The 15202-nt window shown below is 29.1% G+C and carries 15 protein-coding genes and 1 other annotated feature; of the genes, 14 read left to right on the top strand and 1 reads right to left on the bottom strand.

Annotated elements, in window-relative coordinates; all coding sequences use genetic code 11:
• The first annotated feature begins 4 nt into the window (after positions 1-4).
• Complete coding sequence (gene pdxR, locus P3X86_RS03675) at positions 5-1441, top strand: MocR-like pyridoxine biosynthesis transcription factor PdxR (protein WP_483291271.1); 1437 nt, start codon at positions 5-7, stop codon at positions 1439-1441.
• Between the two features lie 51 nt (positions 1442-1492).
• On the opposite strand, the gene P3X86_RS03670 is transcribed toward pdxR, so the two are convergent.
• Positions 1493-2713 (bottom strand): pyridoxal phosphate-dependent aminotransferase, encoded by a 1221-nt coding sequence (locus P3X86_RS03670; protein WP_483291270.1) that lies wholly within the window; start codon positions 2711-2713, stop codon positions 1493-1495.
• A gap of 211 nt (positions 2714-2924) precedes the next feature.
• Here P3X86_RS03670 and P3X86_RS03665 point away from each other — a divergent pair, with 211 nt between their 5' ends.
• The 13 genes from P3X86_RS03665 to miaB all read left to right on the top strand — a co-directional run bounded on the left by P3X86_RS03665 (position 2925) and on the right by miaB (position 15186).
• Positions 2925-3089, top strand: coding sequence for a hypothetical protein (locus P3X86_RS03665; protein WP_483291269.1), 165 nt, complete (start codon positions 2925-2927; stop codon positions 3087-3089).
• Positions 3090-3541: 452 nt separating this feature from the next.
• Positions 3542-3745 (top strand): hypothetical protein, encoded by a 204-nt coding sequence (locus tag P3X86_RS03660; protein ID WP_483291268.1) that lies wholly within the window; start codon positions 3542-3544, stop codon positions 3743-3745.
• 83 nt (positions 3746-3828) lie between these two features.
• A complete protein-coding gene (locus P3X86_RS03655) occupies positions 3829-5220 on the top strand; it encodes a radical SAM protein (RefSeq protein ID WP_483291267.1) in 1392 nt (463 codons plus the stop codon).
• 19 nt (positions 5221-5239) lie between these two features.
• Positions 5240-6238: a radical SAM/SPASM domain-containing protein gene (locus P3X86_RS03650; RefSeq protein WP_483291266.1), complete on the top strand. Its 999-nt coding sequence runs from the start codon at positions 5240-5242 to the stop codon at positions 6236-6238.
• Between the two features lie 10 nt (positions 6239-6248).
• Positions 6249-6932 (top strand): ABC transporter ATP-binding protein, encoded by a 684-nt coding sequence (locus P3X86_RS03645; RefSeq protein WP_483291265.1) that lies wholly within the window; start codon positions 6249-6251, stop codon positions 6930-6932.
• Positions 6925-7584 carry a hypothetical protein gene (locus tag P3X86_RS03640; protein ID WP_483291264.1) on the top strand — a complete coding sequence of 220 codons (660 nt, stop codon included), beginning with the start codon at positions 6925-6927 and terminating at the stop codon, positions 7582-7584. The genes P3X86_RS03645 and P3X86_RS03640 overlap by 8 nt, the downstream gene beginning before the upstream one ends.
• A 5-nt stretch (positions 7585-7589) precedes the next feature.
• Positions 7590-8231 (top strand): hypothetical protein, encoded by a 642-nt coding sequence (locus tag P3X86_RS03635; protein WP_483291263.1) that lies wholly within the window; start codon positions 7590-7592, stop codon positions 8229-8231.
• A 55-nt stretch (positions 8232-8286) separates the two neighbouring features.
• Positions 8287-8540: a binding site (T-box leader), on the top strand.
• A gap of 69 nt (positions 8541-8609) precedes the next feature.
• The gene (lysS, locus tag P3X86_RS03630) at positions 8610-10112 is read left to right on the top strand and encodes a lysine--tRNA ligase (protein ID WP_483291262.1); all 1503 of its coding nucleotides are present in this window, start codon (positions 8610-8612) and stop codon (positions 10110-10112) included.
• 94 nt (positions 10113-10206) lie between these two features.
• The gene (gene ku, locus P3X86_RS03625) at positions 10207-11028 is read left to right on the top strand and encodes a non-homologous end joining protein Ku (RefSeq protein WP_483291261.1); all 822 of its coding nucleotides are present in this window, start codon (positions 10207-10209) and stop codon (positions 11026-11028) included.
• Complete coding sequence (locus P3X86_RS03620) at positions 11028-11963, top strand: ATP-dependent DNA ligase (RefSeq protein ID WP_483291260.1); 936 nt, start codon at positions 11028-11030, stop codon at positions 11961-11963. Before ku ends, P3X86_RS03620 begins: the two co-directional genes overlap by 1 nt.
• A complete protein-coding gene (gene ligD / locus P3X86_RS03615; protein ID WP_483291259.1) occupies positions 11960-12799 on the top strand; it encodes a non-homologous end-joining DNA ligase in 840 nt (279 codons plus the stop codon). The genes P3X86_RS03620 and ligD overlap by 4 nt, the downstream gene beginning before the upstream one ends.
• 72 nt (positions 12800-12871) lie before the next feature.
• Positions 12872-13285, top strand: a complete 414-nt coding sequence (locus tag P3X86_RS03610) for a hypothetical protein (RefSeq protein WP_483291258.1) — start codon at positions 12872-12874, stop codon at positions 13283-13285.
• Positions 13286-13812: 527 nt separating this feature from the next.
• On the top strand, positions 13813-15186 hold the full coding sequence (gene miaB / locus P3X86_RS03605; protein ID WP_483291736.1) for a tRNA (N6-isopentenyl adenosine(37)-C2)-methylthiotransferase MiaB: 1374 nt from the start codon (positions 13813-13815) through the stop codon (positions 15184-15186).
• Positions 15187-15202: the final 16 nt, after the last annotated feature.

The raw sequence follows: 15202 nt of genomic DNA, 5'->3' as shown, positions 1-15202 counted from the left end.
AAAAATGCAATTAGATATTATACTTAAGAAAAAAACTGGCAAACCCCTTTATATACAACTATATAGTAAAATTAGAGAACTGATTCTAGATGGTACATTGAAACCTCATACGAAGTTACCCCCAATAAGAAAATTAGCAGATAAACTAGAAATCAATAATGTGACAGTTGTTAATGCATATAAATTATTACAAGAAAACAACCTCGTATATAAAAAAGTTGGTAGTGGTACATATATTAAAGATACAAATATATTTAGTAGCGACTATATTAGCTCAGATTCAGATGATGTAAAAACAATATACAATTTTGCGAGTACTACTCCTGATTCTGATTTATTTCCAGTTGAGGATTTTAAAACTGTTTTAAACAGTATACTAAGCAGAGATAAAGGTAATGCATTTATTTGCAGTCAATCTCAAGGTTTTGAAAGCTTGAGAATATCTATAAAAAAGTTCTTATACAAATCTAAGATATTTACAGATATCAGTAATATTCAAATAGTATCTGGCGCACAGCAGGGGATAGATATAATATCAAAAGCATTGGTTAATTACGGAGATATCGTATTTTGTGAATCACCAACTTATGCAGGAGCGATTGCAGCTTTTAAATCAAGAGGGGCGAAGATTATTGATATAAATTTAGAGAACGATGGTTTAGATATGAGAACATTAGAAAATAACCTAATGAATTTTAACCCTAAATTCATATATATAATGCCTAATTTTCAAAACCCAACAGGTGTATCTTATAGTAAAGAAAAAAAAGCCCAACTTCTTAACCTAGCAAAGAAATATAATACTTATATAGTAGAAGATGATTTTGCAAGAGATGTTAATTATAATAGTAAAGCGAAAGCCCTACCAATTAAATCAATAGATACTGACAATAGGGTTATTTATATAAAAAGCTTTTCAAAAACACTTATGCCTGGTTTAAGATTGGGATTTATCATATTACCATTAGAAATATATTCCGATGTAATAACCGCAAAGCAAACATCTGATATATCCACATCAGGATTAATACAAAGATGCCTAGATTTATATCTTAGAAAAGGTCTTTGGGAAAAGCATGTACTAAATATGAATAATATCTACTGCAATAAATATAAAATCATGATAGGAGCACTTGAAAAGTATATGCCTAAATCAATTAAATACAATATTCCAAATGGAGGGTTAGGGTTTTGGATTACCATGCCAGAAGGCTTTTCATCAATAAAACTAAACGAAATATGCATCAGACATGGAATAACTATAGTTCCTGGTTATAATTTCTATGTAAATAGGCAAGATAGCAATAATTTTAGATTGAGCATAGCATCTATAAAAGAAGAATTGATAGAAAAAGGTATAAAAAAGCTTGCAGAATTAATAGATGATTTTATACAAAAACCAAGCAATCAATATACTAATAATAATTTTATTTATTCATAACAAATAAAAAAAAGAGACGTTAGTCTCTTTTAGTTTTTTCATTATAAAATATTATTTATTGCATTTACAACCACACTTACACTTTACACTTGTATAGACTTTAAGTCCTTCTTCTAGAATATTCATAGCTGTTTTTAAAGACTCTTGGTTTAGAACATAAGACAATCTAACTTCATTCTTTCCTAAGCCTTTAGTAGCATAAAATCCTTCTGCTGGTGCAAGCATAACTGTTTCGTTATTTACATCAAAGTCTTTTAGTAGCCATACAACAAAATCTTCAGCATCTTCAACAGGAAGTTGTGCTATGATATAAAAAGCACCATGTGGTTTTTTACAATTAACACCTTCCATATTGCTAAGTGCATTATATACTATATCTCTTCTTTGTTTATATTCTTCTACAACTTCTATAAAATAATCATCTGAAACATCTACTAAACTAGCAGCTCCGATTTGCTCAACAGTAGCTACACATAATCTGCTTTGGCATAATTTTAATATTTGCTTAATCAAATCTTTATTTTTACTTGCTATTGATCCTATTCTAGCACCACAAGCACTATAACGTTTGGAGACACTGTCAGTTATTATAACTCTATCTGCAATATCTTCAAATTTAGCAAAACTCATATACTCAAAACCATCGTAAACAAATTCTCTATAAACTTCATCTGAAATAATATAGAAATCGTTTTCCTTAGCTATATCTCTGAGCATTTCCATTTCTTTTATAGTGTATATACAGCCAGTAGGATTCCCTGGATTAGACATCATTATTGCTTTAGTCTTAGGTGTTATCAATTTTTCAATTTCTTCTTTAGGTGGTAAATGGAATCCTTCTTCAGCCTTAGTAGTAATAGGTACAACTTTTATACCAGCCATGTTACCAAATCCATTATAGTTAGTATAAAAAGGTTCAGGAACTAGTATTTCATCACCTCTATCACATGTAGCTATAATAGAGAACAATAATGCTTCGCTTCCACCATTAGTGATAAGCATTTCATCCTGTTCAAAATCAATACCATATTTTTTATAATACTTTCTAAAGCTATCTATTAGCTTTGGTAGTCCCTGAGAGAAACTATAAGCGAGAACGTTTTCGTCAAAGTTCTTAATTGACTCAAAGAAAGTCTCTGGAGTCTTAATATCTGGCTGACCTATATTTAAGTGGTAAACCTTTTTACCTTTATTTTTAGCTTCAACAGCAATTGGCACAAGCTTTCTAATAGGGGACTCTTGCATAGAAGTAATTCTGTTTGAAAAATTCATTATATCGCCTCCTTAACAATAATTGTTAATCATATCACTATTATGATAACATATACTTAAATAAAAATAAACACAAATTATAATATTTAGCCTAAATTAATCATAGAAAATTAGTAACTATACAGTATCCTTCTAAATACAATGCTTACATCAGTTTTTCACCGTACTACCCAGTACGCTAAAATAAAATAAAAATGAAAGGAGATAACAAATGAAAGATAAAAGAACTTTGCTGATAATTGTTATAATCTTATACATAGTTTTAAGTGCTGTAGATAGATTTGTGATAAAGTTACCAACTATCGCATTTATACCTTTTGCCATTTTATTAGTTATTTTAATTATCGTTGCGTTGATAAGATATAAAACTAGATGATTTGTTTTTATGCTATTTATTTGTCTCCTGCAGAAAGTAGGAGACGATGTTTTTTTAAAATATACTTTTCTTTATCGTATTTTTTTGTTACTTTTCTATACTTACCCCAAGGTAATCTTTTTATCATATTATTTTTATAAACAACCCATGTCAATATTATAAATTATCATCTATCAAATATGATATTTAGTATGCCCTGTATACTGTATATCATATTTTCTATTTTTTATTACAATATGCAATATTACATATTATTACAGTTAAATATGTTTATATTTGTTACAATTCACAATAATTTATAAAATTATATACAATAAGGAAAGTATATGGTATAATAAATTAAATTTGGTAATTATATTCTATAAATTATAAATAATAATATATTTTTTAAATTTTATTAATTTTGGAATTATTACTATTTTGTAAATTATTAATGAGAGGAGGAATAGTTTATGGCTGATTGGTGTGCTGGATGCGCTGGCTGTGCTGGCTGTGCATTATGTAAACCAAATCCAAGTTGTAGTTCATGTAGTGGATGTGGTGGATGTATTATTACACCAACTCCAGATGCTGAAATCGCAATCACTGGAGTAGCAGCATCTGCAGCAGCTTATGCCGCAGGAGCTGCAGGAGCTGCAGGATTATTTGCTTGGTAGGTGAGATATTTTTTTACGGTTAAATTTGTTTGGGACAACCTGTGTTGTCCCATTCCTATCAAATATTTACGAGGTGAAAATATATGGAAAATGGTTTTAATTTAATGTTGCATAAAGAAGAGTATGTCAAAAATAAAGAAATTGATGAAATACATGTTTTACCTATTGGGGCTTTGATATATAAAGCTGATACAGAAATGGCAAATAGACTTATGGAATACAATATGTTTAGAGTTGATTCTTGCTATAGAGATATGATTTTGGATGCTCTAAAAGGAGTAAAAGTGCAGGAACTTATAGAAAAATATGGTTACGAGTATGTGAAAATCAAACTAACTCATGCATATTTTAGTAAATTAATTGAATTTACACCTGATAAAAATGATATTGGTAAAGAATTTGAATTGACAGGAAGTAATAAGTTTTTCTATCCACCACACTTGGCCATAGAACTTACAGATGTTTGTAATTTAGCATGTAAGCATTGTTATAGAGAAGCAGGGTATAGTGGAAAGTTCATAGACTTTGAATCATTAAAAACAACTATATTGCAATTAAAAGATAAAGGATTAAAGCTAGTTGAAGTTACTGGAGGGGAACCAACTTTACATCCTCAATTTAATGAAATTGTTCAATTTTTATGCGATAATTTGTCACTAGTAGCAATTTTGACAAATGGAACAAATATTACAGGCGAGATGATGAAAGTATTTAAGAAAAATAAGAATAAATTAATGTTTAATATTAGCTTAGATAGTTCTAGTCCTGTATTTCATGATAAATTTCGTGGAAAGAAAGGAGCATGGGAGACTACAGTAAATGCATTAAAAGATATTTCTGCTATTCCTGCAATGACTAGAATTGCAATGAGTGTTACGCCAGAGAATATGTTTGATATCGAAAATACAATTAAAGTTGCACAAGAAAATGGTGCTAAAAGTGTAGCTTGGGAAGTAAGTAATACAAACGGAAGAGGTAGTAGTATTTCTTGGGGTAGAGTTTCAAAGAATAATTATAATAATTTTGTTCGACAATCTAAAGCATTACAAATAAAATATCATGAAATGATAACATTTATCCCACCTAAATGCACACGTTTAATGCAACAAGGTCGTGACAACTGTGGTGCTGGATGGAGGACTTATGCGCTAGATCCATATGGTAATTTAAGAGCATGTGTAAATGCAAATAATGCAATGTTTAATTTAGGAAATGTTTTTTCGGAAGGATCTGATGTTTTTGAAAGCGAAATAATGTTAGAGCTTGCTAAAGTTGGTGTTCCCAGATACCAAACTTGTAAAAATTGCAAAACTTTTTCATACTGTCAAGGCTGTTTTATAAAGGGCATTGACGGAGCTTTAAACAATGAGAACTGTAGTTGGGAAGGAAAGAAATTGCTTAAATTTATAGATATAGAAAAATATAAAGCTATAGATGTACAAAACTGTATTATGCAAAGATCATTGCGTCAATAAATTAGGTGGAGGAAATGATATGATATATGAAAGTTTAGCATCAATAACAATAAATTGTACAGATAAATGTAATATGGATTGCTCATACTGTGAATTCCATGATGGGAAAAACGAATTAGATATCGAAAAAATTCAATCGATTTATAAGGATACTGTTACTTTGCAAAGTAACTATATTGTAATAGCAGGGGGAGAACCTTTGTTACATCCAGAAATTATGGAAATAATAAATGAAGCAAAGTATTATGGATTATTCACTTACTTATTTACAAATGGTAAAAATTTAACCCCACAAATTATAGAAAATTTAAAAAGCACTGGTTTAGTTGCAATAAGACTTACCTTAGATAGTGTTAATGAAGAAATACAAGATAAGGTCAAAGGAAAAGGAGCTTATGCAGGTATTGTTAATGCAATTAATATGCTAGAGGATTCCGGGATTGGAGTTAATATTAATGTTCCTATTACCGAATATAATATCAGTGAGATAGATGATATAGTGGAATTTTGTATAAAAAACAAAATTAGGAGTTTGAGGCTATCACCATTGACAAGTAGTTCAAAAGAAGAGTGCGAAGCAGTATTAAAGAAAATTATTGAGACACACAGACGATTTTATCAATATATACATTATGAAGATTTTGCTGAGTTTAAAGACTATGGTGATTTCATGAAAATTATTAAAAAATTAAATTGCCCTGGTGGGCTAATATCAGTTAATATTAACCCAGATGGTAATATAACAAAATGTCCATATGTAACTGAATCATTTGGAAATATTAATGAAGAAAAACTGCTAGATGTATGGATGAAAAATTATGAAAAAACACAGTTAAATAATACTGCCTGTCCTATCATGAATTTTGACACTGTAGATTTGTTTAGATCATTAGAAAAGTATTTTGATAAAGACGATACAGACAGATGTCTATCTGCTTGGATAGCACAGTTAAATGGTAAAAAGAAAACTTGTTTCAGAGATATGCCTTGTTGGTATTTTGTCTTTAATAGCAAATAGAGGTGAATATATGACTATATTAGAATTTAAAAATGTTTCTAAATCAATTTCAAAAAAAAATATAATAAGTGATGTCTCATTTCAAGTAGAACATGGAAATGTATTTGGATTATTAGGTCCAAATGGTGCTGGAAAAACTACAATTATAAGGTTAATACTTGGATTACTTAAACCTTCTAATGGAGAAGTTTGCCTTAAAAAAGAAAAAATTGGTGTTATTTTGCATGATAATGGACTATATTTGGAATTGAGTGGTTATGAGAATTTAAAGATATTTGGGCTACTGCAAGGAAATTTTGATAAAACAGAAGTTTATAGTGTTCTAGAAGAAGTAGGCTTAGCCAAAGTTGCTAAAGATCCAGTACGCACATATTCTCAAGGAATGAAAAAAAGATTATGCTTAGCAAGATGCATTTTAAGAAAAGCTGAATTAATTGTATTAGATGAACCTACAGTTGGGTTAGACATAGATGGGAAGAGATGGTTTGTAAATAAAATAAAAGAACTCTCAAAAAACGGAATAACTATTATTATTTCATCTCATGATTTATCCGAAATTAACATAATTTGCACTCATATAGCAATTATTAGAAACGGTAAATTACTAATTAATGATAGTATAGATAAATTACGAAAATCGTTTGATGGATCATTAGAAAAATTATATTTGTCAACAGGTGATAATAATGTTTAAAATTAATATATATAAAGATTTAATACTAATTGTTAAAAAAAAGTATTTTTGGATTGTTGAAATTGCTTTAACGCTATTAATGTTTATGATGGCGTTTATGCTAAACATTGGAATACAAGATATTAAAATTGATGGTACATATTTCATATTATCACTACCGTTAACTATAATCTATTCAACAATGACATTTATACCAATTGGTGATTATTATCGTGAACAAAAAAATGGGGGTTTTACTTATCTCATATCAATAGGTGTTGAAATTAAAGATTATATTCTTTCTAAAGCTTTTGTAATGAGTGTTATCATATATGTGCCTTCGTTAGTTTTTTTATTAGTATCTAAGTCTTATGCAAATATATGGTATAAAATCTTGATTGTTATTTTAATGTACTGGTGTTCATTTAGTATGAGTATATGTTATTCTTATGAAATCATTTATTCTGTAAATCCAGTGAAAACAATGGGAAAAGCATCTATGTTCACAATAATACTAATTATACTAATAGCAATGAGTACTAAGATTAATAAGAATTATGTTAATTTGGATGTAATTATAGCGATTATATATTTAGTGAATATTATAACTGATATAATATTTATCAAAAAAATTAGGAATATCAATAGTGATAGTATAATTTGTAGGAGGTAATTAATATGGCAAATGTATTACAAATAGCTAAATGCTTATGTAAAACTAGTAGGACTTCGTACAAAAATATGCTAAAATCATATTTAAAGCAAATTATCGTTCTGTTTTTTTTCATTTTAATTTCAATCGTTTTTAATATTAGGATAGATAAAAAAACAATATACTTATTAGGAATAGTAGGTGGAGTTGCTAATTGTGCAAATTTCGGACAAATTATTTTAAACAGGAAAAATTGCGGAATATATGAGAATATATTAGGAGAAGGACATTGTTATAATCAAATAGTTCTTGTTGAGTTTTTAACTTTTTTAATAATGACTTTTCCAAGTACTCTCTTCATGATTTTGTCAAATTGCTTATTTTGGTTCGTGATTAATGGTAAGATAAGTATCCTTTTTATTCTTGTTTATGGAGCTCTTATATGTATTACAAGTATTTTATTTGCACTTTTAGCTATACAGAGTAGTATTAGTAATGATAATGCACCGTATTTAATGAGTTTTTCTATATTTGGCATAATAATCATTCTCATGTTATGGCATTTAAAGTATGCTTTAATGCTTATATACTGTATTGTACTTATATTAAATGCACTATTAGTAATAAAACATACTAAGTCATTAGAATGGTTATACAAAAAAAACTAATTATTTTTTTGAATTGACATATATAATTTATTATATTATAATTTAATAAATTTATAATAAAGCGATGAAGAGAAGAGTAGATTGATTAATCCTTTTACAGAGAGCTAGTAACCTTGCTGAAAGCTAGCAAAGAATAATCTTTTGAATAAAGCCTCTGAGCCTGAATTAGTTCTACTATGAACAAAATGCACGGGAGCTCCCGTTATAGAGCTATAGTATCGCATATTTAGCCGTACTAGAGGAGGCAAACATGGTGACATGTTTGTAAACTGGGGTGGTACCACGAAGTCTAATGCTCTCGTCCCCAAGACTATGTCTTGGAGGTGAGGGTTTTTTTATTAACAAATATTTGTATATAAAAAGGAAGGTGGTATCCACATGGAATATAATGATATAGAAAATTTAAAAAACATCATTTATGATGCAAACGAGATAATACTTGAAAGAATCAAAAAAATTGATAAGCTAAAAGATATGGACATAGAAATATACCCATATAGCTACACTAAAAGTACCACAACTAGTAATATAATTGATGACTTTGATAATATTAAAGAAACCGATGAATTTAGTATAGCAGGAAGAATAATGCTCTATCGAAATATGGGTAATTCTTCTTTCATCAACCTAAAAGACCAACAAGGAAGCTTGCAAATCTATTTTAATAAAGGAATTTTAAAAGAAAAATACGACATAGTAAAATTATTAGATATAGGAGATATCATAGGAGTGACAGGCAGTGTCTTTAAAACAAAGACTGGTGAAATTACTCTAAGAGCATCAGATATATCGCTACTCAGTAAATCAATAAGACCGCTACCTGAGAAATATCATGGGTTAAAAGATGAAGATTTAAGACAACGTTATAGATCGCTGGATATGATTATGAACGATGAAGTTAAAAACAGATTTATAAACAGATCAAAAGCTATGTCAGCTATAAGAGAATTTTTGGATAATATGAACTTCATTGAGATAGATACTCCTATATTAGATACAAAGTATGGCGGTGGAGAAGCAAAACCATTTACCACACATATAAATGCCCTAAACTGTGATGCATACATGAATGTATCTCCTGAACTTTATTTAAAAAGATTGATGATAGGTGGTATAGAGAGAGTATATTCTTTTGCTAGATCATTTAGAAATGAGGGTATAGACAGAACACATTATCCTGAATTCACCTTATTTGAATGTTATATGGCTTATGGTGACTATACAGATATGATGTCATTAATGGAAAATCTATATGAATATGTGTTTATGAAAGTAATTAAAACTACAAAGATTACGTATAATGGTGTAGAAATAGATTTCAAAGCACCTTGGAGACGTATAAGTATGTGTGACATTATAAATCAAGAACTTAGTATACCAGTAGAACATCTGTCGAAAAGAGAGATCATAGATTGTATCCATGAAAAAGATTTAACTCTAAATACAGATGTACCTTTAGATGAGTTATTAAAGGGAGATATTATAATGATGTTGTTTGATGATTATCTGGCAGATAACATAATACAGCCAACGTTTATAACAGATTTTCCAAAAGAATCATCTCCATTATGTAAAATCCACAGGAACAATAAAGAGCTTATTGAAAGATTTGAACCTTATGCATATGGAGTAGAGCTAGGAAATGCTTATTCAGAGCTTAATGATCCTATAATTCAAAGGATACTGTTAAATGAACAAGCTGATAAATTAAGAGCAGGACTCGAGACTGCAAGTCCTATGGATGAAGAGTTTGCAAGAGCAGTGGATATAGGCATGGCTCCAGCTGGAGGACTTGGCATTGGAATAGATAGAATGATGATGTTTTTAACAGATGCTAGTTCTATAAAAGAAGTAATACCTTTTCCTATAGTTAAAAAATAACTTAAAAAATGTGGTTTTCATTACATCTAATGAGCCACATTTTTTTTTATTATTAGGATATCCTAAATACAAAGATAAAGAAGGGAGTTTTATTATGCATACTATGTGGAAAGGTTCAATAAGCTTTGGGTTAGTTAATATTCCAGTTAAGATGTTTACTGCAACTGAAAATAAAGACATACGATTTAGATATTTACACAAAGAATGTAATACACCTGTAAGATATAAGAAATATTGTGAATCATGTGGTAGAGAAGTTAAAGAAGAAGAAATAGTTAGAGGCTTTGAATATGAAAAAGGGCATTTTGTAATAATGAACGAAGAAGATTTTGAGTTAGCCAAATCAGAAGTTCTAGATAAAGCAATAGATATAATAGATTTTGTGAATTTAGTTGAAATAGATCCTATTTACTTTGACAAATCATACTATTTATCACCTGATCAGACAGGAAGTAAAGCATATAATCTGCTTAGAAGTGCTATGAATGATACTAGTAAAATAGCATTAGCTAAAATCACTATAAGAAATAAGCAATCATTAGCTGCGCTTAGAGTATACCAAAATACGTTGGTACTTGAAACTTTATTTTATCCTGATGAGGTCAGAGAAGTAAGTAATATACCTAATCTACCAGAAAACATCAATGTAGATGACAAAGAGTTAAAAATAGCTACTCAATTAATTGATCAACTTACTACTGAGTTTAAACCAGAAAATTATAAAGATGATTATAGAGAAGCTCTAAATGAGATCATAGAAAATAAAATACACGGACAGGAAACAATAAAAGCAGAAGCAAAAACAACTAGTCACAATGTAGTAGATTTGATGTCAGCATTAAAAGCAAGTTTAAAAGATAGTAAAGCTAAAAACACCAAAAAACAATCTATCAAACCTAAAAAAGGTGCTAGTTAATGTTGGAAATAATGCCTATGGAGCCTATTAAATCTACTACTATACCACAAGGAAGTGATTGGGTTCATGAAATCAAGTTTGATGGAATTAGAGGTTTATTAATATATAATCAAGATGATTTTAAGTTATATACAAAAAAAGGTTATGATATTACACTTAAGTTTCCTGAAATAACTAACTTTAAGTATGTATTTTCTGGAAAATCATCAATTATAGATGGTGAATTAACAGTGTTTAAAGAGGATAGACATTCTTTTCATGATATATTAGTCAGAGCAAGAAGTAGTTCTGAATTAAAAATAAAGTCAAATATAGCAAAATACCCTTTGACATATGTAGTATTTGATATACTCTCCTACAATGGAGAAGATTTATCTTATCAGCCACTAGCAATGCGCAAAAAAATCCTAAAGGATTCTATAGAGCAGACAAATAATTTTTTATATAGTGATTACTATGAAGATGGTAATGCATTATTCGATAAAGTCAAATCTCTTGGCTATGAAGGGATTGTATCAAAGAAGATCGATAGTCCTTATGTTCCATATAAAAAGCATAGATACTGGTATAAAATAAAAGTAAAGAAAAAAATTCTATGTGTAATTGGTGGCATTAACCTTGAGGGAAATAAAGTAAAATCATTACTTTTAGGTATGTATAACGGAAACAACCTTATATATATAGGAAATGCTTCTTCTGGGCTTAGTCAAAATGATTTGTCATTACTATATGGTAACTTAGACTCTCTTAGGTCTAATCATAACCCATTTAGTAATATTTCAAAAAGCAAATCTATAGTATTTACAAAACCATTATTAACATGCTGGATAAAATACTCAGAATGGACTGATAAAGGTAAATTGCGCCATCCTCAAATAATAGGATTTAGCGACCTGTTACCAAGCAATGCAAATGGAGTTGAGTTTATTTTATGAAAAATATTGATATAACAAATCCTGAAAAACTATTGTGGCCAAAGCTAGGTATAAAAAAAATAGACTATATTAATTTTCTTTATAAATTATCACCTTATATATTAAAATATTCTAAAAATAGAGCGCTTACTGTCATTAGATATCCTGATGGCGTAGATGGTAAAAGCTTTTACCAAAAAAATTTGCCCAAATATGCTCCTGACTGGGTTAAACACTCATTAGATAATATAAACATATTAATGTGGATGGGCAATCAAGCAGCCTTAGAGTTTCACACTAGTTTTAATACTCTAGATGAGATCAATAATCCGAGTAGCCTAGTTTTTGATTTAGATCCATCAAAAGGACAAACGTTTAATCAAGTTGTAGAAGTAGCTCTTTTAATACATGAAACTCTTGAGAAGTTAAAAGTTAAAAGCTATGTTAAAACCTCTGGTGCTACAGGTTTGCAAATTTATATACCAGTAGGAGGTAAATATTCATATGAAGAAGCTAGAAGTATTAACGAGTTTTTTGGTGTTTATTTTTCTAAAGTTTATAGTAATAAAATAACTATTGAAAGATTAGTGAAAAATAGAAATAAAAAGCTCTATTTTGATTATTTGCAGATGTATAGAGGCAAAACAATAATATCTCCATACTCTCCTAGGGCTGTTGAAAATGCACCTATTTCAACACCTATATCGTGGGATGAACTACATAAAGGAATAAATCCAACCGATTTTAATATGCTAAATATCATAGATAGATTAAATAAGATAGGTGATTTGTTTGATAGTACAGATACAGAAATTCAAGATTTGGATTTTATTTTAAAAGCTATTAATGCTGATTGATAATATTTGTTAAAATTATATGAATAATATGGATTAAATTAGTAATAATAATATCGAAAGGAGTGAGTATAGATGTCATTAAAAAATAGAATTTTAATTATGTGTTTAGTAGTAGTTTTAGTACTAGGAGCATTCGGGTGTACTAAAAAAACTGAGCCAAAAGAAGAGCCTAAAAAAACTACAGAGGAAGAAAGCAAAACTCCTACTGAAGAACCAACTGAAAAAGCAGAACCATCTATAATGTGGGGAGATGCTATGTACATCATACAAGATACTGAAACAATGACTGCTACAAAAGACCAGTTAAAAGACAAATTAGGTGAAGTTAGCAAAGTAGTAGATATGGATACTGCGCCTACTGCAAATGGTGAGGCAAACATGTTTACAAAAGGTAGTGCAATATATTCGCTAAAGGATAAAGCAGTAGAGGATGAAATAGCTATAGAATTTGATGCAAAATACTATATAGCTAAAAAGAAAATGTAACATCTAATGAATAAAAAAGAGCATCTTATTTAGAAAAGATAGCTCTTTTTTACTTGCATTTTATTACTACATTTGGTATATTAATTTCAATATACTTTTTTGAAAATTAGGGGGTTTTATCATGATGAGTAAAAAAATAGCAAGCTTGGTTTGTTTAATTGCATTTTCTGTTAATATATAATGTTGTTATCAAGGAATGTAAGAAACGTAATATAGAAAAATAATACTAATCATATATATTACATTGTTTCAATATAAAAGGTTATCTCACATACGATAGCCTTTTAGCTTTATTATTGACTTAGATAAGATAAACGGTATATAGTTTAAAATTATTTTGCCTGCTATGATATATAAATGGTATAATTATATATAGACTAATCTCGGTTATATACTTAGTTAACCGATAACACATAAATTATGTACTATAAGAAATAATATAATAAACACCAAATGAATAGGAGAATCAATCAATGAACAACATTAAAAAGAATATCCCTAATGATTATGATAATCAAAAAGAATATATGGATAGAATCAAAGAAAGAAATGATGTGTTTTTCAATAAATTTGGAATAAGAAGAAAATATATGATATTAACATATGGGTGCCAAATGAATGAGCATGACTCTGAGAGAATGGAAGGGTTGTTAGGTAATATAGGTTATGAAACGACCTCGGATTTAAAAGAAGCAGATTTGATAATATTCAATACATGTTTAGTAAGAGAAAATGCTGAGCTGAAAGTATATGGAAAACTAGGCGAACTCAAGCAATTAAAAAAAGACAATCCAAATTTGATAATAGCAGTGTGCGGATGTATGCCACAAAAGGAAGAGGTTCGGGACTATATAACTAAAAAATATAGACATGTTGATCTAGTTTTTGGTACTCATAATTATTATAAACTTCCTGAAATGATAGAAAGTAAAACACAGACTAATAATAGAGTAGTTGATGTTTGGGAAGATGGTGAAGATCTTATAGAAGGTATGCCTGCTAAAAGAAAATATGGATATAAGGCATTTATAAACATCATGAAAGGGTGTAATAACTTTTGTACTTACTGTATTGTACCTTATACTAGAGGTAGAGAAAGAAGCAGACTACCAGAGGACATCTTAGGTGAGATTATGAAGTTAGCAAAAGAGGGATGTAAAGAAGTCACTCTCTTAGGTCAAAATGTAAACTCTTACGGTAAATCATTAGAGAGCAAAGTAAGTTTTGCACAATTATTATATATGATAAATGACATAGAAGGTATAAGACGTATTAGGTTTATGACTTCTCACCCTAAAGATTTATCTGACGAATTAATAGATGCAATGAAAAACTGCAAAAAAGTAGTAGAGCACTTACATCTACCTTTTCAATCAGGTAGTTCTAGAATACTTAAAAAAATGAACAGAAAATACGGCAAAGAGCAATACCTAGTATTAGTTGAGAAGATTAAAAAGGCTATCCCAGATATATCACTTACTACAGATATAATTGTTGGATTTCCAGGCGAAACTGACGAAGATTTTGAAGATACATTAGATGTGGTAAAAAAGGTAGGATTTGACTCTGCATTTACATTTTTGTATTCAATACGTACGGGTACTCCTGCCGCAGAAATGAAAGATCAAATACCAGATGATATAAAACATGAGAGATTTGATAAATTACTAGCAACTATTAATTCTATTAGTGCTAAAATAAATCAAGATATGATAGGAAGAACATTTGAAGTATTAGTTGAAAATATAAGCAAAAATGATAAATCAATGTTAAGCGGACGAACTAGATCTTTTAAATTAGTTCACTTTAAAGGGCCAAAAGAGTTGATAGGCAAGTTTGCGAATGTTAAGATAACAAAAGCAAAAACTTGGTTCTTGGAAGGAGAAATGGTACAAAGATAGCGTTTAGGGGGATATA

The organism is Abyssisolibacter sp. ZYX002 (assembly GCF_056892235.1).
The sequence above is the reverse complement of the archived record's forward strand: the minus strand, read 5'-3'. Positions and strand labels throughout refer to the sequence as shown.